We start from the raw sequence: 24,553 nt of genomic DNA on the forward strand, positions 1-24,553 counted from the left end.
CATGAATACGTGAAACCGGTGAATGACGGTCAGATACTGACAATAAACAAGGAGGAACTTAACTATGGAAAATCAAGTAAACCAGGATACGTTACGGATATTATTGATTGACGATCATCAACTGTTTCGTGAAGGAGTCAAACGCATTTTGACAATGGAACCGGGACTCGAAGTCGTTGCGGAAGGAAATGACGGGGAAGACGTCGTCGATCTCGTCAGACAAAATAAGCCGGATGTGGTCCTGATGGATATCAATATGCCGGGGATGAACGGGGTAGATGCAACAAAGACCCTTCTCAAATCGTTCCCTAACGTCCGTGTGCTGATTCTTTCGATTCATGATGATGAATCGTATGTGACGCACGTCCTGAAAACCGGCGCCTCAGGCTATCTGTTAAAAGAAATGGATACGGAAGCGCTGATTGAAGCGGTGAAGGTCGTCGGCAACGGCGGCTCCTATATCCATCCGAAGGTGACGCATAATCTGATCAAAGAGTACCGGCGCCTTGCGAATGAAACAGGGAATAACGGCGAGATCGGGTTCCGCGAAGTGGAATACCGTCGTCCGCTCCATCTTTTGACGCGTCGCGAGTGCGAAGTCCTGCAGCTTATGACAGATGGCAAGAGTAACCGTTCGATCGGGGAAGCGCTTTACATTTCCGAGAAGACGGTCAAGAACCACGTGAGTAACATCTTGCAGAAGATGGGGATGAACGACCGGACACAGGCCGTCGTTGACGCCATCAAGAATGGCTGGGTCAAAGTGAACTGATTTTGCCCTGTTGATACTGTGAACAGGCTTAAAGCGCGCACTGGTTTTTTGCCGGTGCGTATTTTCTATATTTTAGTAGACTTTTGTCGGAAGACTTGGTATCATAAACTGTGCAGTCATGACAAATGTCATAGTAGCAGTGTACTCCGGGCCGGAAACGGACCGCAAATAGACGTCTCCGACATGCATTACCAAACAGAAAGCAGGGATTCAATGATGAACAAGACCGCCGTAGTCACAGACAGCACATCCTACATACCAAAAGACATCCGTGACGAATACGGCATCACGATGGTGCCTTTAAACGTCGTGTTCGGAGAAGACAATTATCAGGAGGAGACAGATCTCACCACTGATGCGTTCTACGAGAAGATGCGCACAGCAGAGGATCTGCCCATGACGTCACAGCCGTCTGTCGGTCTCTTTGAAGAGACGTTCGAACGCCTTGGGGAAACTGTCGATGACATTATCGTCGTCACCCTTTCAGCTGGCATCAGCGGGACGCACCAGACCGCCCATTCCGCCGCACAGATGGTGGACGGGGTGAACGTGCATCTCTTTGATTCCGAGGTGAGCTGTTATGTGCAGGGCTTCTATGTCATGACTGCCGCAAAGCTTGCCAAAGAAGGAATACCGGCGAAGAAGATCATCGAGCATCTTGAGAAGATGAAGAAGCGCACTCGAGCCTATTTTATGGCCGATGATCTCAGTCATCTTCACCGCGGCGGACGTTTGAACGGCGCGCAGATGGTTGTCGGCAGCCTCCTGCAGGTGAAGCCTGTCCTGCATTTCGAGGAAGGGAAGATCGTGCCTTTTGAGAAAGTGCGGACGGCGAAGAAAGCCATCGCAAGAATCATGGCCCTTCTTCATGAAGACGCCAAGTACGGCAATCCTCTTGACGTTGTCGTGATCCACGCCAACCGCCCTGAGAAAGCCGGAGAGCTGGCCGGATATATCCGGAAGGAATACCCGGATGTGACGGTGACGATCTCTTATTTCGGACCGGTGATTGGCACGCATCTCGGTGAAGGAAGCCTCGGTATTGGCTGGACCGATGCTGATCTCGATGTATAACGAAACCGAATGACCAGGCAACAATTTTTCGATTTACCCACATATAGGCGCTGCCTCGAACTGCAGCGCCAACTCTTTAATTCCTCATGTTCACTGCTGAACAATTAACGAAACAACTCCCCTATTGAATGATTCCAATTTCTATTTATTTGCCGTGCCTGTTTTGCAGGCATAAACGGAACGCTCTGCAAGGCCTCTTCAAAGACGCAAGTGTATAAAGAGATCAACCGTCAATCCTAAGCGCGTTAGACAGGAGTGGTGCCATTGCGTTTCTTACGCGTCCAGAACCGTGAGGCTGAGGTGCATTTTCGTCAGACGTTCCCGGGAGAAGCATGCCTTCTCGTTCCGGAAGCGTTGCGGGATCTCCCCGCACACTGGCGTGCAGCCTCTCATATCGTAAATGATCTGATGATCGTGCCGGCAAGGGCGCCAAAGGATCGGGCGTTTCAGCCGGAACCGGCGCTTCTTGCCATGACAGAAGGGCGGAAGCTTCTTCTGGACGAAGTCACTTCCGTCCACCCGCTGGAGATTGTGGATGCCCATGTAAAGAACGGCTGGCTGCTCTATGAACGGGCAACGCCGGATGACAGCGGCGGTTGTCCCCGATGCGGCTCCGTGATGGACGGCGAGATTCCCCACTGTGCTCGCTGCGGCAGACGTTGCCGCTACTGCCGGGACTGCATTCAGATGGGGCGCATCTCAATGTGCAGCCTGTTTGTAGTATCGGCTGAGAGACAAGAACCAAAGAAGCGCGATGTAACCGTTACCTTTCATGGAACGTTGACGGGTCCTCAGGAACGTTCTTCCAGTTATCTGGTGAATGAAGTGACAAAAGGAGCACCGGAAGTCCTCTGCTGGGCAGTATGCGGAGCGGGAAAGACGGAAATGCTCTTTCCCTTGATCCGTAAAACTCTCTCAAATGGTGAGCCGGTGATGATTGCGACACCGAGGGCAGATGTCGTCAAAGAACTTGTCCCGAGACTCCAGTCCGCGTTCCCCGAAGTCCGGACGGCCGGCTTTTACGGAGACTGTCCTGATCGGTATGCCGCTTACGATCTGGCGGTTGCCACGACCCATCAGGCCATGCGGTTCAAGGATGCGTTTCCCCTTATCATCATTGATGAAGTGGATGCCTTTCCGTTTACCGTGGATGAGCGCCTTGGCTTTGCGGTCAACGGGGCACTCAGGTCTGGCGGTTCCATTGTCTATTTGACGGCTACGCCTTCAAAGGTGCTTCGAAAACGGGCTGAACAGGGGGAATTGCCGTTCACGCGGGTTCCGAGGCGTTTTCACGGGCATCCGCTTCCTGAACCCAAAGCGGCCTGGGTTGGTGACTGGAAACGGCGTCTGAAGAAAGGGCGATTGCCCCAAAAGGTGATGGTCTGGCTCAAGGCACGGCTACAAGAAGAGAGACCCGCTTTTCTATTTGTCCCGGAGATCGCCCTGTTGGACCAAGTTGTCGCTGCGATTTTGAAGGGGTACCCGGTGCTCGATCCGATCAGCGTCACCTCGGTGCACGCAAAAGACGATAAGCGAGGAGAAAAAGTGCAGGGCTTTCGCTCAGGGGCGATTCGCATTATCGTCACGACGACGATTCTCGAACGGGGAGTGACCGTACCTGGTGCGCAGGTAGCCGTACTCGGCGCAGAAGATGCCATTTTTGATGAGGCAGCCCTCGTTCAAATGGCGGGGCGCGCCGGACGAAGCAAGGACGCCCCTGATGGGGATGTTGTGTTTTTTCATCATGGCAGGACGATGGCGTTGAATCAGGCCATTTCACATATTCGAAACATGAACATGGAGGGCGGTGAGGCTTAACGGATAATGATGTGGAAGCATTCACAAAAGATTATTTGCAATACATGACCTGTCCAAAATACAATCTGTAAAAGGAGATAGAATAGCATGAGAACCTCTGAAATGAGCATAAGACCTGAAGGGATGTATTATTACACGTTACTCAACCATTTGGCAAAATCACATCCAATGTATGACGAGATCGAAGCGCGCGCATTGCACTACGCTAAAGGCTTTATAAAGGAGCATGACATCCTGAGCATTCTGGAGAACCACCCTAACCGGAGAAGCATTGCCAACTTCATCATGACGGAAGGAGGACAAGAAATGCGCTTCGACCATTTACTGCTTTTTGAGGGCTCTGCAGTCGTGCTCGATGTGTGCTACGCAGAAGAAGGCATAAACGTTCTTGAAGATGGTGAAGTGATTCGATGGATGGACGGATCATCCATCGGGAATCCGTTACAGGCCGTAAAGGCGAAAGCGGCGGCGTTTGAAAAGCTCGCATCTGAAAGGGGCTGGTTGCTTCCGCCGGTGAAGTCTCTCGTCCTGTTCGTTCACTCAGAGGCGGTGTTTGCCAAAGACACTGTGTTGCCTGACGGGTATGTCGGCGAACTGGATATGGTGAAAGAAATCATTGCAGGGATCGAAACGGAGGGGGAATCGCATGAGCAGGAATCCCTTCAGGAAACAGAAGATGACATGGTGAAATATGTGGCGGAAAGACATGCCAGGTGTCCCGTCTGGCGGGATGAAGCATGTGCCGATATCGTGAGCAACATGGTAATGGGAGAAATAGATCAATCAGATCCTCTGAGTGCCTGGTATCAGAATGTGCTTGACTATTATATCCTTAAAGGAGACGTGCTTGACGCGGATGAAGCTGAGTTAATGATGGGTCTTTTCAATTTCAGTCAAGAGCAAGAAGACGGCATTCGCAGATTGCTTAAAGATCTGCCGAAAAATCCGGCAGGTGACTACCTTCTTTCATACAGTATCAGGTTTATCTGGGGTCTCGATACGCATATGGAGGAACTCAGTAAATGTATTGCGAATCGGGTGTATGAGGATCTGTTGGCGTGACGGGGCGCACCCGGTGCCTGATTTGTCTTGGGGAGGCGGATGCCCGCCTCTCTTGGGAGGCGCTTTTGAACCCGTGGACGGAACCTTCCTTTCTGTGTAAGGCCTGCAGGGAGTCCCTGGCGCCGATCCACCGGATCGGCTGCCGGCAGTGCGGGCGCCCCTCTTTGGAGGAAGCGTACGCGGATCCGAACCGGTGGCATTCTTCCGGTAAAGGACCGGATGAAGAAGAGCTCTGTCGAGACTGCAGAAATTGGCTCAGGGAAAAGGGGAACGGTGTCGTGATGAACCGTTCTCTTTTTTCTTATAACGACGGGATGAAGGCCATCATAGCGGCCTATAAATACCGGGGCGATGCAGCCTTGGCCGGGCTATTTGTCCCGGGTATTCAAAAGCTCATACAATCGTCCGGAGCCGATCTCGTCACGGTTATCCCCCTGGCGGCAGACCGGCTTTATGAGCGTGGATTTAACCAGGCAGAGCTCCTTGCCGGTGATCGGCCTTTGACGCCCCTTCTCATAAGAGTCGGGGTGACGACAGGAAAACAGAGTAAGCGAGGAAAAGAAGACCGGCGCCGTGAACTCGATGGCGTCTTCTCTCTTGTCAGTTCACTGCCTGACCTGAACGGAAAAACCGTCTGCATCATCGATGATCTTTATACGACAGGAAGCACCCTCTACAGCGCTTCTGCTCTTCTTTATAAAGCCGGTGCGAAGCACGTCGTGGCCGTCACAGCTGTCCGTGCATGAGAAACTTTTGTTTCATTCCCCTCTGAAATGTCGTAAAATGTAGAAAAGAGGCGAATACAGAGGGGGAATCGATCATGGCAGAACTGTCAAACTGTCCGAACTGCGGCCAGCTGTTTGTCAAGGCGCTCCGGCCGGTCTGTGACAAATGTGCAAGAGAGGCCGAAGAGAAATTCGATACCGTGTACCGCTTTATCCGCAAGCGTGATAATCGTTCGGCGAGCATGGATGAAGTCCATGAGGGCACCGGGGTGGAGAAAGATCTTATCATCCAGTGGATCCGGGAAGGACGGCTGCGGATCTCGCAGATGCCGAACATGGGGATTCCCTGCGAGCACTGCGGGAAGACGATCTCTGAAGGGAAGCTCTGTGACAGCTGCCGGAACAAACTGACTGGCGAGCTGAAGCAGGGAGATAAAGAAAAAGAGTTTGAAGACCGGAAGAAACAGAGTGAGCGGGAACGTAATAAAACGTACTCGACCCTTGGAGACAGGGTGAGACGAGACGACTAACTGTGACGGACAAAATGCCCAAAGCGTCACGCGGCATTTTGTCTTTTTTTGTCCCTCAGGTTAAAGATTTCATGAGATGCGCCGATATAAGAATCAAGAAGAATGAATACAGGGAGGTGTCCCAACGATGAAAATTAATCCGATGCAGTCGGTACAGGCGTACCGCAAACTGCAGGACGTGCAGCAGCAGGAGAAGCAGCATAAACCCCAAAAGGCCGACGAGGTGCAAATCTCGAAGGAAGCGAAGGCGATGATGGCGCAGTCAGGCACCCAGTCTCCGGAACGGGCGGAGAAGGTGCAGGAGATAAAAGCACAGATCGAAAACGGCACGTATCAGGTCAATGCCCAGGAAGTGGCCAGAAAGTTCTACGAATTCTGGGATTGATCCTAAGAACGTGGCTGATGACAGGAGGAACCGGTGAATGGTACATGATCTCATCAACGTCATGAAAGCAATGGTTTCCATGCACAAGAAGCTGAATGACCTCGCCATCGACAAACAGAATACCGTCAAAAAAGGCGATATCAAAGCGCTTGAGCGTGTGATGAAGGAAGAAGCCCCGATTGTCCAGCAGCTGCGTAAACTTGAGAATACGAGAATGCATCTGATCGACCGTTGGCAAGATGAGAAAGGCCTTGTCAAAGAAGCGGTTACGATGGATCAGCTCCTTCCCCTGTTTCCTGAGAAGGAACGGACGGAACTCGAAGACTGGTCGGTAAAACTGATTGAAGAAATGATCCGCCTCAAGGAGCAGAACGATTTGAACGAACAGCTCCTTGAGGATTCTTTGCGCTTTGTCAACGTCACTCTTGATTCGATGCGGCCGCAAAATACGTACAACAACTACTCGGGAACAGGACCGTCTGGTGATGAGGATGATTTCCGTCCCGGGGACAACTCCCTTTTTGACTCGAAGGCGTAAGCCCAAGGCGTCAAAAGAATAACGAACGAGGAATTACACAGCAAAAGAAAAGGAGCGATCCCCATGCTATCGACCTTCCACGGTCTAGAGACCGCGCGAAAAGCGTTAAATACGGCACAGACTTCACTACATACGGTGGGACATAATATTGCCAATGCCAATACGGAAGGCTACTCAAGGCAGCGTGTGAACACGAAAACGGCCCAGCCGTTTCCATCACCAGCCTTTAATAAACCGGATATACCCGGACAGCTCGGTACAGGTGTAAAAGCAGGGAGCATTCAGCGAATCCGCGATGAGTTCCTTGATCTTCAGTACCGCGGTGAGAACAACCAGCATGGCTACTGGTCCGCGCGTCATGACGCATGGATGAAGGTGGAAGACATCATGAATGAGCCTTCTGAAGAAGGACTCGCGAATGTGATGGATGAATTTTGGGAGTCTCTTCAGGATCTGTCTGTGAACCCGGAAGATGCCGGCGCCCGTTCGGTCGTGAGGCAAAAAGGCATTGCCTTGTCAGAGACCTTTAATTATTCCTATGATGCAATCGAACAAATTCAGCGGGAATACGGGGAAGAAGTGGAGACGTCGACGAAAGATATCAACTCCCTCCTCCGTCAAATCAACAATATGAACCGTCAAATCGCGGCGGTTGAACCGCATAATATGCTTCCGAATGATCTGTATGATCAGCGGGACGTTTTGGTTGATCAGCTTTCCGAGCATTTGAATATCAAGATTGACCGGATCGGCAGCGGCGGGAACGCTTCTTCTGAAGCGTCGGGGAAATATACGATCACGCTTCTTGACGATGCCGGACGCTCTACGGGGATTAAGCTTGTGGACGGAAGCCAGCTCGATTTCAACGAGCTTGAAGTCCAGTATCAGGGTGACGGGGGCGAACGCGGACTCGTGGAAGCGATCCGGTTCAACAACCATCAGCTGACCAATACAGAGCAAAGCGACCGCTTTAACGGTGATGAGAATTCGGTTCGGATCGACGCCTTTCCGTCTTCGGGTTCTTACTTGGCCAAGATCCAATCATATGGCTACATCGATGCAGAAGGCGATGAAGGGGGAACGTTCCCGGAAATGCTTCAGGAACTCGATACGATGGTCAACACCTTTACGGCTGAATTTAATGCTGTGCACCGAACGGGCTGGAGCCTCTCGGAAATTGAGAACGGAGAGAAGCATCTCCAGGGCGTAACGGGTAATGGAAACGGTAATGGCAATCAGCCTGATGAGGAGATCTTCGGTTTTGATTTCTTTGATTTCAATCCGGGTGTGGGAGAAGACGGCAAGCGCGCTGCGAAACACCTGAAGGTCCATGAGTCGATAATGGCGAGTACGGACAATATTGCGGCGAGCGGTGCCGGCGGCACGATCACCGGAAGCATGCAGCCGGCCGAGGGGACTGCCTATACAGGGGACGGCGTTATTGCCGCAAACGGGCGCTTCTCCGGCAGTTATGATGCCCTCACGGTCTCCTATGACGGGGCGACTGAAGAATGGACCTTTGCGAGAGACGGAGCCGCTTTTGATCCGCCAGAGACGTTCAGCTATGATCCGGACGGTGAACAGTCTATCACTATCAATGGATTGACGTTTGACTTTTCATCATTCTATGACGGTGATGGGAACCTGACAGATGCTCCTGACGACGCGGCTGTTTTCGCGATTGACAACCTCAGGCGTACAGAAGCTTTCAGCGGTGACGGATCCAACGCCTTGGCACTTGCCAATGTGAAAGATACGAATCTTGATTTTGGCGGCAACACGACGAATGTGCAGAGTTATTATCAGGCAGTCGTCGGGGAGATGGCTGTGCAGACGAGTGAAGCAAATCGGCTCGCGCAGAACACAGACGTCCTCAGGGATTCGGTGAATGAACGCAGACAGTCGGTGAGCTCGGTCTCCCTTGATGAGGAGATGACGATGATGATTCAGTTCCAGCACGCGTACAACGCAGCGGCGAGAAGTCTTACGGCCGTCGATGAGATACTGGACCGGATTATCAATCAGATGGGTCTTGTCGGCAGATAATCATAAAAGCTGTCGTCTATTCAAATATGCAGTATAAGAGAAAATACACGTAAAGCAGGTGAATCCATTGAGAGTCACACAGTCGATGATGGCCAGCAGCTCGCTTCGTCATCTCCATCAGAGCTATCAGAGCCTGACAAATTTACAGGATCAGCTCGCCACGGGGAAGAAAATCACCCGGGCGTCACAAGACCCCGTGATTGCCATGAACGGCATGCGTTACCGCACACAGGTCGCAGAGACAGACCAGTTTAAACGGAATCTCTCTGAAGTGTATAACTGGATGGATACATCGGATGCCACCCTTGATCAGGGCACGCAGGCCCTTCACCGGGTCCGTGAATTGACGGTGCAGGCATCGAATGATTCCTATGATTCCGGTCAGAGAGCAAATATCGCAAAAGAAGTCGATCAGCTCCTGGAACAGCTGTTGTCGATTTCGAATACGAAAAATAATAACAAGTATATTTTTAACGGCACGAATACGACAAATGCTCCTGTGGATCAGAGCCGGATGGATTACGGCGTGACACAAATCGCAGAGGGTGCCGATATTGATGCGGCCGATGTCGACCTCATTTTTCGGGGGGCAACTTATCATGCCCTTGAAGAGGTCCCTGACGATTTACCGGAACAGGTAAGGGAACAGCTGTTGAATGACGGCTCTATAATTGAGGATCCGGATAATCCCGGTGAGTATGTCATCAATACAGGGGACAACCGCCAGCTGTTTCAACATACTGCTTCAAACCGGTCCGATCAGGTCATTGCCATTAATCAGAGTGACGGGATTCCAAACAACGATCGGATCAGGCAATATGCACTCAGCAGAAATGAAAACGGAGATTTGGTTAACAGTCAGGGAGAGCGGGTGAATGACCCGGCAGATGCCGATGTGAACAATGCCCGGCGAATCCCGGAAAACCAGGCGGTCATCTCACTGAAAGATGCCGTGTCCACTAATCAGGAAAATGTCAACATCGAAATTTTGAAGGGTGTGAAACTGCCTGTCAATGTTGATCCGAAAAACGTGTTTACAAACGAATTGTTCGGTGACATGATCGCGCTTCGCGAAGCGTTGGAAGATCCGTCGACTTCAGCGGGCGACCTCTCAGAAATGCTCGACGTTATCGATCATCATATCAATAACTTTGTGGATGAGCGGGCAGAACTCGGTGCGCGGGTAAATCGGGTGGAAATGGTTGATCAGCGCGTTCAGCAGCAGCAGGTGATCGCGCAGCGGATCATGTCTGACAATGAGGACGCGGAAATGGAACGAGTGATTACCGAAATGCTTTCGCAGGAGAACGTGCACCGTGCGGCGCTCTCTGCGACCGGGCGGATCATTCAGCCGACGCTGATGGATTTCCTCCGTTAAACAGGCGTGAATGAACAGAAGTGACAGACAAAAACGGTGAGAGACTGTTAGGAAGGGGGACGTGAGTGATGGATCTGCCGCGTATTCAAATACAGACAACCCGGGCTGAAACGGCCCTCCAGTCCCATCGTCCCCCGATGTCGATCCAGCAGCCGAAGGCTGATATGCAGATCGATAACAGTCTTTCGGGACGGTTCCGCATGACCCAGGAATATGCGGAGATCTCGATTGATCAGACAGAAGCCTTTGCCGATGCAGACGTCAAGAGCATCCTCCGCCGTAACGATGAGTGGACGTCCCGGGCGATGCAGCAGGCGATGACGTATACGGCAAAAGTCGCCCGACAGGGTGAGCAATTGAAAAAGATCGAAAATCCCGGAGACGTCATTCCGCAGCTCGCCCGTCAGAACGGGGAGCGTCCCCCGAAAAGCTATAACTATGGTCAGGTTCCGTCATCGACGGATAAAGTCCGCGTCAGCTATGCGCCTGGTGATATCCGGATCGATCTCGACTGGCCGGATGCAAATATTCGCGTTCAGCGAAACGATCCCGTCATCAACATCCCGCGCTGGGAGACGAATGTTTATCTCCAGCAGCGAAACAGCATCCAGTTTCAGGCTGTTGGCGGCCATGTGAATATGCTCAGGTGACGGACGCCGTCTGTCCGACTTGCAAGAATGATCTTTCAAAGATCATCATGATACAAACAACCGTCAGAGCGTCAAACCTGGCGGTTTTCTTATGAAGTGCGGCGAATGTTGTATGTTTGAACAACATAATGACAGGCAACATGCGTCCTGTGTTCATTCAATAATGATAAAAGGTATGTCGGATTGCGGATTTTCGTGGTAACGCTATCAATGAAAATGCTATACTGAGTATAGAAAAAGACAGAACGATGAACCGATAACCAGTTGGAGGGATTTTCCCGTGCAGATCGAAACGAAGTATTCAGGAACGACAACGATAAACGAACAGAACATCATTACCTTTGAACAGGGTATTCCGAGCTTCGAAGAAGCGAAGCGCTACATCCTGCTTCCGTTCAGCGATGAACCGAGCCCGTTTTATATCCTGCAGTCGGTGACAGAACCGGGTCTTGCCTTTGTCGTGATGACGCCGTTCAGCTTCTTCCCGGAATATGAGGTGGAGCTGAGTGATCAGACGCTTGAGGATCTTGCCATTGAATCTGAGGAAGAAGTGGCACTCTTCGTCGTCCTGACATTGAAAGAGACGCTTGAAACGTCGACGGCCAATTTGAGAGGACCGATCGTCGTAAACAGCAAAAAGCAGCTCGGAAAACAGGTTGCCTTGAATCATCCGAAGTACCACACACGTCATACCCTGAAGCCGTTGGCTGAACAAAGGGAGGGGTAGACGATGCTAGTCTTGTCACGTAAGGTGAATGAATCGATCAAAATTGGTGACGATATTGAGTTGACCGTGGTGTCCATCGACGGTGAACAGGTTAAGATTGGAATTAATGCCCCAAAAAACGTGGATATCCACCGGAAAGAAGTGTATTTGTCGATCCAGGAAGAGAATACAAAAGCGGCGGATACGGCATCCTTAGACATCTTGAAACAGCTTTCAGGATCAGTCAAACAGGACGAGAAAGACTGATACCACGGACCGGAATGCCCATATGGCTTCCGGTCTTTTCTGTTCCCTCCAGTTGCTAGTACCATGTAACAAGAATAGTCGCACAGATTTAACGACTATCGAATCTTGTCGGATTGCCTATACAAACGATAACCTAAGGTGTAGATTGAAAAAAATTGAAAGGGGATCTCTCTCATTATGCAACGGACTACATATCACCCAACAACGCCGTCCAAGGTCCTCTTTATCGATCGCCATGAGCATCTCTCGCGGGAAGCGCGAACCCGGATTGAACGAACACAGATGAGCCGTGATATCGTTATCGATAAAGAACTCCCTGATGAACTGTCAGATGACACCGTCGTCTTTCTTGTCCTCGGTGATTATTCACTCGAATCCCTGGATGAAGCAGATACCCTGATTGAAAAGATCTCCGACAAAGGGATCCACGTTCTGTTATTAACGATTCAGCGACCGAGCCCGTCGCTCTTTCCCTACTTCAACAAAGGACTCTCCGGCATGCTCTCAAAGCGTGAACTGTTTGATTACTATCCGTTCGTCTTTATCGGTCTTGAAAAAGAAGGCGTTTACCTCGAACAGGACCTTCACATGGATCTCGTTGAAGTCCTCTATCGGAAGAAACTCCGACACCAGCCGATCCGCAGGCTCGTCTTCAGAAGTGACGACATCGACGTGCATCTGACGAAGAACGAGAAACAGGTCCTTCAGCTCGTATTGGACGGACACAACAACCGTAAGATCGCGGAACTGATGTTTCTTGCTCCGTCCACCGTCAGTACGACCATCAGCCACCTCTTAAAAAAACTCGGTGCGAATGACCGGACCGATGCCATGGTCCAGCTCATCAAACGAGGCTGGGTGGACGCTGTCAGATAAGATCAATTCCTCCGGACAAATCGGGGGATTTTTTTTATAAAAAAATCTGGACAAGAACTAAACAATCGATCCGATTATCCGATATAATCTTTGACAGTGATTCCATGCCTTTCGGCGGCCGACGATTGATATGGGTCTCACTGATTATGATTTAGCTTCCACTCACAAGGACGTGACAGGAAGTCAAAAATATCAAGGAGGATATTTATTATGATTATTAACAACAACATTCCAGCGTTGAATACCCACCGTCAAATGGGTATCAATCAAAATGCAATGCAAAACTCAATGGAGAAGCTTTCTTCTGGTCTTCGTATCAACCGTGCTGGAGACGATGCGGCAGGTCTTGCGATTTCTGAAAAAATGCGAGCTCAGATCAATGGTCTCGACCAGGCAAGCCGTAACGCTCAGGATGGTATTTCTTTGATCCAGACTGCGGAAGGTGCGCTAAACGAAACACACGATATCCTTCAGCGTATGCGTGAAATTTCTGTACAGTCTGCGAATGATACGAATACTGATGATGATCGTGCAGAACTTCAAAAAGAATTAGATGCTTTAATCGAAGAAGTAGACCGAATTGCTCAAAACACTGAATTCAACACACAAGAATTATTAGACGGCACATACGATGCTAAAGAATTTCATATTGGAGCCAATGAAACTCAATCAATTACAATTAGCATCGGTGATATGCAAGCAGCTGCACTTGGGATAGATAGTCTATCTATTAATGATCAAGCTTCTGCAGATGGTGCAATTGCTACGCTTGATGCGGCAATTAAAGATGTATCTTCAGAAAGAGCTGACCTAGGTGCTATACAAAATCGTTTAGAGCACACAATCTCTAACCTAGACAACGCTTCTGAAAACTTGTCTGCTGCGGAATCTCGTATCCGTGACGTTGATATGGCTTCTGAAATGATGGAAATGACTCGTGCAAACATCCTTTCTCAAGCTTCTCAGTCTATGCTTGCACAGGCGAACCAACAGCCACAGTCCGTACTGCAACTTCTTGGATAATCGATTTACTGTTTCATACGAAAGGCTTCAGCTTCGGCTGGGGTCTTTTGTTTATTGAATTTTAGAAATTTGACAGAGAGGTAAGGTGATTGACAGTGTTTTGCTCAAATTGTGGAGAGTATGTTTATTTGAAAATGGAAGATGTAATAGGCAATAAAGCAATAAGTTCAGGGGAGTGCAATAAATGCGGTAAAGTTATGCGAAAAGAAGAGAAAAAGAAATAAATACATTTTCACAAAGGGATGATTATTTTAGATTGAGTCATCCCTTATAATTATTATCTCCCACCCCCCAACCGCTCTTTCTCCTTCTTCAACACCTCCGATGCCAACTGACTCTCTTCGAGTTCAAGCGATTTACCGCCCACCTCTGATTCTCTTGCATAGCGATCAAAGAGATTGGCTTTCTCGTTCAATAGTTCCAAGATGCTGGTGTCAATGCTGTCCTCCGTCAGTAGCCGGTAAACTGTCACATCTTTGGCTTGTGCCATGCGATAGGACCGGCTGATGGCTTGTTCTTCAGTCGATGGTTTCCACTGCGGTTCACAGAGTACGACGATATTCGCAGCCTGGATGTTGAGTCCTACGCCACCTGCCTCGATTTGACTGATAGAAAATATTTTAATTTTAAGCTTGTCGCCTTCAATAAATCAAAATTCATGAATTTGACCTATAAATAAGAACGCATCATCGCTATTTTATATTTACTAATTCTATTTTATTCCACTCATTTTATCGAAATCATTATGGAAAAAATGCAATTTGAAGAAAAGCCCATGCCAAATAACCTCCCTGTCGGGAAGTTAAAAAATTTATGCACTATGAGGACTTGGAATACGTATAGTAAAGACCATTCAGAACCGGTTTCTTCTTTAAAATCGTTTGTTCTGCGTCAGTCATTGGGTATTCAGGAGATGGTATTGGTGTTTGACCATTGATTCCTTGGTGAGTTCGATGCGTATTGTAATATTCGTGAACATACTCTTGCAACAAGCGGTCAAGGTGATTGGCATGAAACGGGATAATGAAATCGGTAACCTCCCGTTTGATCGTGCCAATAACGCGCTCAGCGTAGGGATTTTGCCATGGAGATTTGATAGCCGTTCGTTTTGATTTGATACCGGATGACGTTAAGAAACGTTGGAAAAGTTTTGAGCGAAAAATAGAGTCATTATCGTGAATCAAATAGACCGGTATCTCGCCGTAGGGTGTTGCATTGCGGAACTGTTGGACCGTCCATTCTGCAGTTGGGTTTGTTGTTACTGCAATATGTTTAATTTGCCTGCTGTGGTGGTGAATGATCACGAGTACATAGAGAGTGTGGAATGTCAGTGTCGGAACGGAGAAGAAATCTGCTGCCCAGATGTCTTTCGAGTGATTCTTTAGGAAGGTCATGTACGATTGACGCTGCCATTCAGATGGTGGCTTTCGATTTTTAGGCAGATATTTGGCTATCGTATTGGGTGAAGGTGTCGGCCGTATATTCAGGCGCTTGAATTGTTCATGGATCTTTTCGGGTGACCAAAGCGGGTTGTCATTATGAATCTTGAGAATCAAATTGATTGTATCCTGATTTATACAGGGACGTCCCTTTTTCACTGATCGCTTTGCGTGGTGTTTAGCAAAGAGTTCTCTTTGCCAACGAATGACGGTTTCAGGACGGAACAAAGTCATGACGCTGTTAAGGCGTTCATCCAGTGTCATCAGGAATACACTGATGAGTTTGAATTCGGGAGTAACGTTTCTTTTGACCGATTTTGATTTCTCAAGTTGATCAAGTGCATGAGCGAGCTGTGCACGTAAAGAGATATTTTCGAGTATCAGTTGCTGATTGACCTCGTTCTTGTTTGATTTCATCATCTCTGAAACGAGCTTAATTGACAGTTTGAACAGTGTTAAAAAGAATGAGCGGGTAATGGTCATTTATGAACGCCTCCTATTCATGATGTTTAATTATGTATCGGTTGGTATGACAGAGTTTTCAATCTGATCACAACAAAGGTGTTTGCTGAATACATCGATTACACGGAGTGGAATTTTGAATCCTAGACGCGGCCATTCAGAAGATAGAGTGTAAAATACGCTCTGGCTTCTCAGTCCATGCTTGAACAGGCAAACCAGCAGCCACAGTCAGTTCTTCAGCTGCTTGGTTAATCATCACATCTTTTCGAGACTCCGGTATTTACCGGGGTCTTTCGTTTTTTCGGTTTCAGGGTCAAGATCTCCTGATTCGTAACCGATACTACGAGTAAGAACGAATTCAAAGGAAAGCGGGAGATATGATGGACAAATATACAGACGTGATGAAACAGAGCCTGAACGTCCTTGAGACGATGACGGAGGGGCTGATACATATCCAAAAGCAGCTTGGGGAAGGGAAGGCGCCTGACGCGATTCAGCTGATGGACGACATGATGGTCGGCTTCATGTCCGTCAAACAGTCTCTGGAACCGGTCTTTGAGGAACTCGAAGGCACGGATATTGCCACCCAACAGCTTGAGAAGGTCAGTGAGACCCTTGAGCGTGTTGTGACGGCCTTTGAAGGGGAAGCGTACGGCACGGTATCGGAAGTGCTTCAGTTCACCCTCGTGCCAGAGGTGAAGAAGCTCCACTCGGCCCTTGAAGAGCTCTTTAAGCCGTATCTCGTATCGTAAATACCGGAGAGTGCTTTGATGACGCATGAGTATGACGGGACGAGGCAGTTTTATCTCGATCAGCTGGCGTGGCTCCAAGAACAACAGCGCATTTACGAGGAGATCGAGGGGCTGCTGCGTGAGATGAGGGATGTGGCCGTGACGGAGTCGGATGAGACCTTGTCAGACTATGAGCGGCAGCTGCTTCAGGAAGAGATCCATGAACTGAATGACCGGGTCGACGCGTTATACCGCGAGTTTGATCCGGTTCACTGACAGACAAACAGGTGACAGGGGTGTGAGGGCCCTTTGTCACCTGTTTCTTTTTGTGTCACGAATATTCGTTGATATTGAAGTGTTCTTTGAATGTTTCATAATCGAGGTCGAGATGATCGCCGGAAGTGACCAAAAACAAATTATATGTGTCCATCGCCTATGACGGGTTCTCCTTTCACGGGATACTCGTGAGGACGATGGTGAGGGGAAAGTCTGTTATGATAGACGGAGTTGTGACGGGCGAGCCGGGCTACGGCCAACTGGTGAAGCCTGCGCGGGATACGGACAAATCAACGGAAACCGGGTGATGCTTTTATGACGGAGACACAACGCCGCACGGCAGGCGTATCGGCACTGTTTATGATCGGAATTATTTTGCTTTCCTTTAATTTACGTCCTGCGATCACGTCAGTGGGACCGATTGTCGGCATCATCAGGGAGGATCTTGGGCTGAGTCACTGGAGTGCGGGGCTCTTGACGAGTCTGCCGCTGATTGCTTTTGCACTGATGTCGCCGATCGCACCGCGGATCGCGAACAGGACGAGTAATGAAGGCGGGCTGCTCTTCGGGATTATCGTCCTGTTTGCCGGGATCGTTGTGCGTTCAACGTCCTTTGTGGCCCTCTTGTTTGTCGGGATGTTCCTGATCGGAATGGGCATTGCGATGATCAATGTTCTCTTACCGGCACTCATCAAGCAGAAGTATCCGGGACGAATCGGGGTGATGACGGGGATCTATACGACGACGATGTCGGTCTTCGCCGCACTCGGTTCCGGGCTCAGTGTGCCGTTAACCGTGGAAGCGGGACTGGGCTGGCAGCTTTCTCTTCTCAGCTGGGGAGGACTGGCCCTCATCGGCATGGTCGTCTGGGCGCTCGTGATGAAGAAAGGTCCTGATCATGACCGCAATGAGCTGTTTGAGCCGAATGCCATGAAGCTGCTCGGTTCCCCTTTGGCCTGGCAGGTCACGGTGTTTATGGGTCTGCAGTCGTTTCTCTTTTACGTGACCATCACGTGGCTCGTGGAGATTCTCGTGTATAACGGGTTTACAGCGGTGACGGCCGGCCTGTTTTTGGCGTTTATGCAATTTATCAGCCTGCCCGCGACGTTTTACACACCGGTTCTAGCGGCGAAGCTTCCAAATCAGAAGCCGATCATGGTGGCCCTCAGCGTATCGGGTTTTCTTGGCTATGGGCTTTTGTATACGGAACCCGGCTTTTTGGGAACGGCACTGGCCGTGACGCTGATTGGACTCATGCTCGGTGCCTGCATCAGCCTGGCCTTGGCCTTTCTTGGCATGCGCACGTCCAATGCCCGTCAGGCAGCGGAACTGTCCGGTATGGCTCAGGCCTTCGGGTACTCTTTGGCGGCGTTTGGCCCGATTCTGATTGGACTCATCTATGATGTCACCCAATCCTGGCAGCCGGTGCTCGTGACGCTGTTGGTCCTGAATGTGGTGATGATGCTCTTTGGTCTCGGGGCAAGCCGGGATCAGAAGGTATTGGCGGAATGAATGAATCAGATAAACAGATAAAAGATACCGGTGGTCCGACAGGGATCGCCGGTTTTCTGGTGTGATCAAAATGGATACCGGTCAATCAAGAAATTCGGATACATTCGACGACAAGTGATGCTTAAGGGCCCTTTTAAATCAGTAAGGAAATGGTATAATAATGTGAGAATGAGCGAAATCGTATCGGAGGTGAAGGGGATGGACCGTAAGACGGAAGAGAATGAAGAGACGTTACAAGCGAGCGGCATGGAGTCAGACCATGCGCTCTCGACGAGTGCGGATGACGTAATCAGGGAATGGCTGTTTCGGTTTCGCACAGGCTGGAAGTGGTCGGTGCCGCTTGTGCTCGTCCTCTTGGTAGTGGCGTTCATGCTCGGGCTTTGGGAGGCACTTGGTTCGGTACTGACGCTGTTTGGGATTGTCTGGTACGTCATCCGCTTTCGTGAGCGGCGGAAGTCAAGGGGATCGAAGGATCTTGAGGTGCGCTTTGACAGCCAGCACCGCCAGTCGCTTTTTTACCCGGTCATGACAATCCTGTCAGGCGGCTTTCTCATCCTCGGTGTGGATACAGAAACGGGCGCCTTTGCCGGCTGGGGCGTGCTGCTTGAGAATATCGGGGTGTTGTTTGTCTTGGGGAGTCTGATCCTGCTTGTGTCAGAACGGATTCTGCAAGGGAACTGGAAACGGTACCGGATCCCGGCGATTGTGTCCGTGGTTGTTTTTGTGGTGATTTTGGAGCTGGTCTGAATGGAAAAAGATATGAACACTGAAAAGCACCCGCAGAGGTTTCTGCGGGTGCTTGTTTTCAATGAAGAGATACGTCATCCGTCAAATCAATTCCTGCAATGCCGCGGACTTCTTGGCGAGGGACTTGGCCAGCTGATCCACTTCATTGAAGCTTGTGATGGTGGTCGTTGCTTCTGAAACGATCGCTTCAGTTTGTTCTTGTGCGTCGAGGGTACCGGCGGCCATCTTATCAATTTCCTTCATCATGCCCCCGATGCTTTCCCGGATATCAACGGCCGAGGCGTCGACGGAGGCGGACAGCTTTCGCACCTCATCGGCGACGACGCTGAAGCCCCGTCCGTGTTCACCGGCTCTGGCGGCTTCAATGGCGGCGTTTAAGGCAAGGAGGTTTGTCTGTTTGGCGATGTCCTGGATCGTTTTCAGGAACACCTGAATCTCTTTTGATTTCGATTCGAGTCCCTGGAGGACATCGGTATTGTGTCCGGTATTGTCCTGGACGTGACGGATCTTTGCCATCAGTGCTTCACTTCGCCTGACGCCTTCCGTCGATTGCGTGTCAAGGATTTCCGAACTGTTTTGCAGGTCATGGATGATGCCCTGGAAGTCTTCTTCGCGCTTCGTAATGTCGACGGCGGTCTTCATCACGCCGGTGACCTGGTTCTGATCATTTCGAAGGGGAATGTAGGTCGCTTCAAGCCAAAGACGGTTTCCTTTGGCGTCTTTCCGTTCGATTTTGTCCTGGAATTTCTGTCCCCGTGCAAGGTTTCGCCACATCGTTTCGTAGGCAGGTGACTGTACGAATGTGTCGAAACAGAACTGCGGGTGGGTCATGCCGATCATCGCTTCCGGGCGGTAGTCCATGGCCCTTGCAAACGCATCGTTAACGTAGACGACTTCTTTGTTGAGGTTGAATTCAATGACGGCGAGGTGTTCATGGATCGCGGCGGCGATGGCCTGATCGCTTGTCGGGCTTGTTAAAGTTATCATAACGAATGTCTCTCCTTTTCGGTGTACAATAATGATATATACCCGATAGAAAGATTGTTTAAGCATGCCGTGAAAGACTTTTTTTGAAATGTGTGATGAACAGAAGAAAGCCGGACCGCGGGTGGGTCCGGCTTTTGCCAGAAGTCAGGTTCTGACGGTTGTTGCATGTTGAAAGGCACGGGCGGCAGCTTTCGGGTCTTCCTGGCCTGCGATGGCAGAGATCATCGACACACCGTCTGCGCCGGCTTTCATAATCCCGGGCGTATTTTCCGGGGTGATGCCGCCGATGGCGACGACGGGCATCTTGATTCCGGCGTCCCGGTAGATCCGGATCCCTGCAGGACCGATGGCGTCTTTGGCGTCGGCTTTCGAACCGGTGGGGTAGACGGGTCCGATCCCGAAATAATCCGCCCCGGCGTCTTTGGCTGCTTCTGCTTCTTTGAAACTGTGTACGGATACGCCGAGGAAACAACCGTCGGGGATCCGGCTCTTTACGTCGCTCGCGTTCATGTCTTCCTGGCCGACATGAATGCCATCGGCTTCAAGTGCGACGGCGAGTGCGACGTCATCGTTCACAACGAAAGGGATGCCGCGCTTTTGGCAAATGTCTCTGAGCGTGCGTCCCATTTTTGTTTTTTCGTCACCGGTAAGAGCGCCCGGTCCTTTCTCACGGTACTGAAAGCAGGTGATCCCGCCTTCGATGGCACGCTCAAGACAGTCCGGGAGAGGCATGTGCCGGGCGTCGGTGGTCCCGGCAATAAAATAAACCTTGAGAATATCGTTAATCGTCTTCACCGGTTCATCACCCCGATCTTGACGTCTTCGCCGGTATGGGTGCGGTGTGCCGCATGATCGACGGGGCCGGAACCGCTGCCGACCTGAAACCCGTGCATAATGGCGGTGTGGATATAGCGCTTTGCCTCGATGACTGCGTCGTACAGGGGCAGGCCGAGAGCGAGGTAGGCGGTAATGGCCGAGGCATACGTGCAGCCGGTGCCGTGGGTGTTCGCCGTCTCGATCTTCGGTACGGTCAGGGTATGGATGTCCGTGCCGTCAAAGAACAGATCCTGCACGGTATCGGCACCTTCTTCATGCCCGCCTTTTAAGAGGACACTTTTCGCCCCGAGTGCCGCGAGTTCATGGAGGGCGTCAAGGCGCGCTTCTTTCGTTTTGAGGGAGCGCCCGGTGAGTACTTCCGCTTCCGGGATATTTGGTGTGATGATGGTGGCAAGCGGGATGAGTCCCTCTTTCATCCGCAGGATGGCACTGTCTTCTAGGAGTCTTGCCCCGGATGTGGCGACCATGACAGGATCGATGACGAGGTGTGGCCACTGATAGCGGTTCACGCTCTTCATGACGGCGTCAATGATCGGTGCATGAAAGAGCATGCCTGTCTTGACGGCGATCGGTGCGAGATCATCGGCGACGGCTTCGATCTGATGGGTCACTTCTTCTGTGGGTACCGGATGAATGCTTCTTACGCCGGTGCTGTTCTGGGCAGTGAGGGCGGTGATGGCAGACGTGCCGAAGACACCGAGTTCCTGAAAGGTCTTCAGATCTGCCTGAATGCCCGCGCCTCCGCCGCTGTCAGAGCCGGCGATGGTCATAACGGTTTTTACCATGATTAAGTCACGCTCCTTCTGTTTGTGTGAGTTTGACGGCTTTTGTTAACGCATCGCCTTTCAACTGATACAGGGCATCGAGGAATGCCATCTGAAAGCTGCCGGGCGCAGGGGTCGTAAGCGTTGACGCGGCCTGTTCCGCGGCGGCGCCGTAAAAGGCTGCGGCACTCGCAACAGCTTCAAATGTGTCCGTGTGGCGGGCGATGAAAGCCCCGGTAACGGAGGTGAGAAGGCAACCTGTCCCGGTCACTTTCGCCTGCAGGTGGTGGCCGTTTTCACAAGTGATGACGCGCGTGCCATCGGTGATGACGTCCGTTTCGCCCGTCATCATGACGATGGTCTGATGGGCATTGGCCACCTTTTTCGCAGCGTCCGCAGGATCGTCAAGGGTTGCGTCACTGTCGACGCCGCGGACGTTCACGGACAGGCCGGCGAGGGTGGCGATTTCGCCGGTGTTGCCGCGGATCGCCGTCATTTTGACGGCGTCGAGGAGGCGTTTGGCCGTCTCGTTTCGGTACGCGGTAGCACCGACGCCGACAGGGTCAAAGATGACCGGGGTACCGGCTTCATTTGCGGCTTTCCCGGCGAGGACCATGGCATTCACCTGATCCTGCGTCAAGGTGCCGATGTTCAGAATGAGGGCATCGGCCTGGCTTGCCATCTGTTCGACTTCTTCAATGGCGTTTGCCATGACGGGCTGTGCGCCGATGGCATAGAGGCCGTTCGCAGTGAAATTCGTCACCACGAGATTGGTGATGTTGTGAATGAGCGGCGGTTCTTCTTTGATGCGTGCAAGGATTGCGGCTGAGTGTTCCATGTTAAAAATCCTCCTTTTATTACGAAAAGTGATCATTCAAACCAAATAAAAAACCTGACCGGCATGAGCCTGATCAGGTGGAAGAACCATTCGTTGATGGTGTCGCACCCACATTTCCTACGCTGGCATCACCCAGATCAGGTTCGAAGGGATCGGCGTTGGCCATCTCAGCTGCGATGCAGCACCCCCAGTGGTTTCGATGTCGTATTTGATTATGTATTTATTGTACCTTATTTGCCCGATCGTTCAAACAAATACGGCCGGAGAAAAAAGAATTTACGAAAAGGGGTATCTTTTTTCGGACAGGCAGGTTATACTTGGTTAAGCAATTGAGGTTCGGATAGTAATGAAAGATGAATGTTTCAGCAATATTCCTCTGGATTTGGTAAATGAAGAGCTCAACATGCAATACAAAGTGGGCAACCCCCACACAGGAGGAATATCATTATGACACAAGGTACAGTAAAATGGTTTAATGCAGAAAAAGGTTTCGGTTTCATCGAGGTTGAAGGCCAGGACGACGTATTCGTTCACTTCTCCGCTATCCAAGGCGAAGGCTTCAAGACTCTTGACGAAGGCCAGACAGTCAACTTCGACATCGAGCAAGGCCAGCGTGGCCCACAGGCGGCTAACGTACAGAAGTAATTGTAAAACAGGTCCTTCACACAGCTTGTGTGGAGGGCTTTTTTTTCGTTTAAAGAGGAAAAAGCGATGCGCAAGGTTCATTTTCAGATGAACGAGACCTGAAGATATGGTAGACTTGTACAAGAAATCCATACAGCTGAGCTGTCGTTTGAAGAAGTGGAGAAAAACCCTACAAAAGCAATCAGACATGAAAGGTGGAAGATCGAAATGGCAGGAAAAAACCACGATAAGGTCGTTCCTTTACATACAGAAGTCCCTGTAGAAGAGCTGGTTCAGGCGTTTGCGGATATGAATGAGTTCGCATTTACCCACTATCAGAACGCCCTTGAACAGTATCAGGCAAAACATTTGCCGATGCCGATGGTCACGACAGAGAAAGCGGTCAATGTCTTTCAGATGGCCTACATCTGGAACATGCTTCACGCCCCGCTCATTAAAGATGAAGACGGCGGGATGAAGACGATCCATGAACAGTTCACGGAGCTTGCCGAAGCCCATGAACAGTACCCTCCGCCGGTTATTCACGGCCTGAAGCGGATGAAGGAGCTCCAGCCGGATATTTACCGGGTGACAGCCCTCGTCAACGGGCAGAACGATCAGGATGAGGACATTCTCATTCCGATGGCCCAGTCTGTCGTGCATGACGAAGAGCCGGTCTTTATTCCGGCTCCGGATGACTTCGATGCGGAAGAAGAGGACTGGATCGTCTGTTTCGGGTACCCGGTTCAAGACGCGGTCTTTCCGTTGACGATGCCGGTGACGATTGGGGAAGAGGACCTCGAACTGTTTGAACAACTGATGAACGCCAGTAAGGATCTTCACGGCTTTGATACAGATCACGAGATTCTCGCCGATCCGGCCGGGGCGTTCTATGGCGATGTTCTGATCCCGTATGTGAACGAGGAATACGATGATGAAGATCTCCTTGACATTCCCCTCGGGGATCCGAAACAAGAAGAGGTGGATGAGCTGCTTGACTCACTCCGGGTTCAAATCCCTGATGAGCTCGTCGATACGTTTCAGATGATGTGGCAGTCCTTTTGCCTGATTGAAGAGCCGTCAATCCGCAATCCGAATAGCTATGCGGCTGCGACGGTGTATGAGCTGCTTGATTTCCTTGATCAGGACTTCAAGCTCACATTAAAAGAAGCCGCGTCACTCTTCGATGCGACCCCGTCGGGGATGAAGCACGCGAGGATGAAGATCCAGGCGTTTATTAACGAACATTACGATGACGATTTTGAACTTGACGAAGAAGAGCTGGACCCGTTTGGCGAAGGTGAGATTCCGAATGGTCTGTTTGGGGAAGATCCGTTTCAGACGCCGGGAAAGAACGATTCGGACAAAAAGAAATAATTGTGATGAAGCCCTGCCGCATCCTTGCGAGCAGGGCTTCACTGTTTCCTGGATGCGTTCATGGATGAAACCTCGCGACTTCAGTCTCCGTAAAAGGGACTTGGAAAAC

At 50.6% G+C, this 24,553-nt stretch carries 27 protein-coding genes, 3 pseudogenes and 1 riboswitch; of the genes and pseudogenes, 22 read left to right on the forward strand and 8 right to left on the reverse strand.

Annotated features, from left to right (window positions below; genetic code table 11):
• Positions 1 to 64: 64 nt before the first annotated feature.
• From BSEL_RS05270 to BSEL_RS05340, 15 genes are all read left to right on the forward strand, one after another.
• On the forward strand, positions 65 to 772 hold the full coding sequence (locus BSEL_RS05270; protein WP_013171964.1) for a response regulator transcription factor: 708 nt from the start codon (positions 65 to 67) through the stop codon (positions 770 to 772).
• Positions 773 to 985: 213 nt separating this feature from the next.
• Positions 986 to 1,846, forward strand: a complete 861-nt coding sequence (locus tag BSEL_RS05275; RefSeq protein WP_013171965.1) for a DegV family protein — start codon at positions 986 to 988, stop codon at positions 1,844 to 1,846.
• Between the two features lie 264 nt (positions 1,847 to 2,110).
• Complete coding sequence (locus BSEL_RS05280) at positions 2,111 to 3,664, forward strand: DEAD/DEAH box helicase (protein WP_013171966.1); 1,554 nt, start codon at positions 2,111 to 2,113, stop codon at positions 3,662 to 3,664.
• 87 nt (positions 3,665 to 3,751) lie between these two features.
• Positions 3,752 to 4,726, forward strand: a complete 975-nt coding sequence (locus BSEL_RS05285; RefSeq protein ID WP_013171967.1) for a nuclease-related domain-containing protein — start codon at positions 3,752 to 3,754, stop codon at positions 4,724 to 4,726.
• Positions 4,723 to 5,472 carry a ComF family protein gene (locus tag BSEL_RS05290; RefSeq protein WP_013171968.1) on the forward strand — a complete coding sequence of 250 codons (750 nt, stop codon included), beginning with the start codon at positions 4,723 to 4,725 and terminating at the stop codon, positions 5,470 to 5,472. The genes BSEL_RS05285 and BSEL_RS05290 overlap by 4 nt, the downstream gene beginning before the upstream one ends.
• Positions 5,473 to 5,546: 74 nt before the next feature.
• On the forward strand, positions 5,547 to 5,981 hold the full coding sequence (locus BSEL_RS05295) for a TIGR03826 family flagellar region protein (protein ID WP_013171969.1): 435 nt from the start codon (positions 5,547 to 5,549) through the stop codon (positions 5,979 to 5,981).
• Between the two features lie 127 nt (positions 5,982 to 6,108).
• Positions 6,109 to 6,366: a flagellar biosynthesis anti-sigma factor FlgM gene (flgM, locus tag BSEL_RS05300; RefSeq protein WP_013171970.1), complete on the forward strand. Its 258-nt coding sequence runs from the start codon at positions 6,109 to 6,111 to the stop codon at positions 6,364 to 6,366.
• Positions 6,367 to 6,403: 37 nt separating this feature from the next.
• Complete coding sequence (locus tag BSEL_RS05305) at positions 6,404 to 6,904, forward strand: flagellar protein FlgN (RefSeq protein ID WP_013171971.1); 501 nt, start codon at positions 6,404 to 6,406, stop codon at positions 6,902 to 6,904.
• A 63-nt stretch (positions 6,905 to 6,967) separates the two neighbouring features.
• The gene (gene flgK, locus BSEL_RS05310; RefSeq protein ID WP_013171972.1) at positions 6,968 to 8,950 is read left to right on the forward strand and encodes a flagellar hook-associated protein FlgK; all 1,983 of its coding nucleotides are present in this window, start codon (positions 6,968 to 6,970) and stop codon (positions 8,948 to 8,950) included.
• 58 nt (positions 8,951 to 9,008) lie between these two features.
• Entirely contained in the window at positions 9,009 to 10,328 is a 1,320-nt protein-coding gene (gene flgL, locus BSEL_RS05315; RefSeq protein ID WP_232970497.1) for a flagellar hook-associated protein FlgL, read from the forward strand.
• A gap of 68 nt (positions 10,329 to 10,396) precedes the next feature.
• Entirely contained in the window at positions 10,397 to 10,978 is a 582-nt protein-coding gene (locus BSEL_RS05320; protein ID WP_013171974.1) for a DUF6470 family protein, read from the forward strand.
• A 280-nt stretch (positions 10,979 to 11,258) separates the two neighbouring features.
• Positions 11,259 to 11,705: a flagellar assembly protein FliW gene (gene fliW / locus BSEL_RS05325; RefSeq protein WP_013171975.1), complete on the forward strand. Its 447-nt coding sequence runs from the start codon at positions 11,259 to 11,261 to the stop codon at positions 11,703 to 11,705.
• Positions 11,706 to 11,708: 3 nt separating this feature from the next.
• The gene (csrA, locus tag BSEL_RS05330; RefSeq protein WP_013171976.1) at positions 11,709 to 11,951 is read left to right on the forward strand and encodes a carbon storage regulator CsrA; all 243 of its coding nucleotides are present in this window, start codon (positions 11,709 to 11,711) and stop codon (positions 11,949 to 11,951) included.
• Between the two features lie 177 nt (positions 11,952 to 12,128).
• Positions 12,129 to 12,827: a response regulator transcription factor gene (locus BSEL_RS17015; protein ID WP_013171977.1), complete on the forward strand. Its 699-nt coding sequence runs from the start codon at positions 12,129 to 12,131 to the stop codon at positions 12,825 to 12,827.
• 210 nt (positions 12,828 to 13,037) lie between these two features.
• Positions 13,038 to 13,850: a flagellin N-terminal helical domain-containing protein gene (locus tag BSEL_RS05340; RefSeq protein WP_013171978.1), complete on the forward strand. Its 813-nt coding sequence runs from the start codon at positions 13,038 to 13,040 to the stop codon at positions 13,848 to 13,850.
• Positions 13,851 to 14,127: 277 nt separating this feature from the next.
• Here the strand turns inward: BSEL_RS05340 and BSEL_RS17850 are convergent, their stop codons facing one another.
• The 3 genes and pseudogenes from BSEL_RS17850 to BSEL_RS05350 all read right to left on the reverse strand — a co-directional run bounded on the left by BSEL_RS17850 (position 14,128) and on the right by BSEL_RS05350 (position 15,709).
• Positions 14,128 to 14,340, reverse strand: a complete 213-nt coding sequence (locus tag BSEL_RS17850) for a hypothetical protein (protein WP_041581776.1) — start codon at positions 14,338 to 14,340, stop codon at positions 14,128 to 14,130.
• Between the two features lie 9 nt (positions 14,341 to 14,349).
• Positions 14,350 to 14,496: pseudogene (locus BSEL_RS18350) on the reverse strand (helicase-related protein); the annotation flags it as partial.
• Between the two features lie 172 nt (positions 14,497 to 14,668).
• Positions 14,669 to 15,709, reverse strand: coding sequence for an integrase core domain-containing protein (locus tag BSEL_RS05350; RefSeq protein WP_155522707.1), 1,041 nt, complete (start codon positions 15,707 to 15,709; stop codon positions 14,669 to 14,671).
• A 419-nt stretch (positions 15,710 to 16,128) separates the two neighbouring features.
• On the opposite strand from BSEL_RS05350, the gene BSEL_RS05355 reads away from it, so the two are divergent.
• The 5 genes from BSEL_RS05355 to BSEL_RS05370 all read left to right on the forward strand — a co-directional run bounded on the left by BSEL_RS05355 (position 16,129) and on the right by BSEL_RS05370 (position 19,017).
• Positions 16,129 to 16,503 (forward strand): hypothetical protein, encoded by a 375-nt coding sequence (locus BSEL_RS05355; protein ID WP_155522708.1) that lies wholly within the window; start codon positions 16,129 to 16,131, stop codon positions 16,501 to 16,503.
• A gap of 18 nt (positions 16,504 to 16,521) precedes the next feature.
• The gene (locus BSEL_RS05360) at positions 16,522 to 16,758 is read left to right on the forward strand and encodes a hypothetical protein (RefSeq protein ID WP_013171981.1); all 237 of its coding nucleotides are present in this window, start codon (positions 16,522 to 16,524) and stop codon (positions 16,756 to 16,758) included.
• A gap of 125 nt (positions 16,759 to 16,883) precedes the next feature.
• A complete protein-coding gene (locus BSEL_RS17750) occupies positions 16,884 to 17,066 on the forward strand; it encodes a hypothetical protein (RefSeq protein ID WP_155522709.1) in 183 nt (60 codons plus the stop codon).
• 7 nt (positions 17,067 to 17,073) lie between these two features.
• Complete coding sequence (locus tag BSEL_RS05365) at positions 17,074 to 18,270, forward strand: CynX/NimT family MFS transporter (RefSeq protein ID WP_013171983.1); 1,197 nt, start codon at positions 17,074 to 17,076, stop codon at positions 18,268 to 18,270.
• A gap of 198 nt (positions 18,271 to 18,468) precedes the next feature.
• Positions 18,469 to 19,017 carry a hypothetical protein gene (locus BSEL_RS05370; RefSeq protein WP_013171984.1) on the forward strand — a complete coding sequence of 183 codons (549 nt, stop codon included), beginning with the start codon at positions 18,469 to 18,471 and terminating at the stop codon, positions 19,015 to 19,017.
• An 81-nt stretch (positions 19,018 to 19,098) separates the two neighbouring features.
• On the opposite strand, the pseudogene BSEL_RS18355 reads toward BSEL_RS05370, so the two are convergent.
• The 5 genes and pseudogenes from BSEL_RS18355 to thiM form a co-directional block, all read right to left on the reverse strand.
• Positions 19,099 to 19,431, reverse strand: a pseudogene (locus BSEL_RS18355) (methyl-accepting chemotaxis protein); the annotation flags it as partial.
• 204 nt (positions 19,432 to 19,635) lie between these two features.
• A pseudogene (locus tag BSEL_RS18360) lies at positions 19,636 to 20,070 on the reverse strand (PAS domain-containing protein); the annotation flags it as partial.
• 78 nt (positions 20,071 to 20,148) lie between these two features.
• On the reverse strand, positions 20,149 to 20,799 hold the full coding sequence (thiE, locus tag BSEL_RS05380; protein ID WP_013171986.1) for a thiamine phosphate synthase: 651 nt from the start codon (positions 20,797 to 20,799) through the stop codon (positions 20,149 to 20,151).
• On the reverse strand, positions 20,796 to 21,626 hold the full coding sequence (thiD, locus tag BSEL_RS05385) for a bifunctional hydroxymethylpyrimidine kinase/phosphomethylpyrimidine kinase (RefSeq protein WP_013171987.1): 831 nt from the start codon (positions 21,624 to 21,626) through the stop codon (positions 20,796 to 20,798). Before thiD ends, thiE begins: the two co-directional genes overlap by 4 nt.
• 7 nt (positions 21,627 to 21,633) lie before the next feature.
• Complete coding sequence (gene thiM, locus BSEL_RS05390) at positions 21,634 to 22,443, reverse strand: hydroxyethylthiazole kinase (RefSeq protein ID WP_013171988.1); 810 nt, start codon at positions 22,441 to 22,443, stop codon at positions 21,634 to 21,636.
• Positions 22,444 to 22,539: 96 nt separating this feature from the next.
• Positions 22,540 to 22,642, reverse strand: a riboswitch (TPP riboswitch).
• Between the two features lie 248 nt (positions 22,643 to 22,890).
• Here thiM and BSEL_RS05395 point away from each other — a divergent pair.
• On the forward strand, positions 22,891 to 23,088 hold the full coding sequence (locus BSEL_RS05395) for a cold-shock protein (RefSeq protein ID WP_013171989.1): 198 nt from the start codon (positions 22,891 to 22,893) through the stop codon (positions 23,086 to 23,088).
• Positions 23,089 to 23,295: 207 nt separating this feature from the next.
• Positions 23,296 to 24,444 (forward strand): hypothetical protein, encoded by a 1,149-nt coding sequence (locus BSEL_RS05400; protein ID WP_013171990.1) that lies wholly within the window; start codon positions 23,296 to 23,298, stop codon positions 24,442 to 24,444.
• The last annotated feature ends 109 nt before the right edge of the window (positions 24,445 to 24,553 follow it).

It is taken from the genome of [Bacillus] selenitireducens MLS10 (genome assembly GCF_000093085.1).
GTDB classification, from domain to species: domain Bacteria; phylum Bacillota; class Bacilli; order Bacillales; family Salisediminibacteriaceae; genus Salisediminibacterium; species Salisediminibacterium selenitireducens.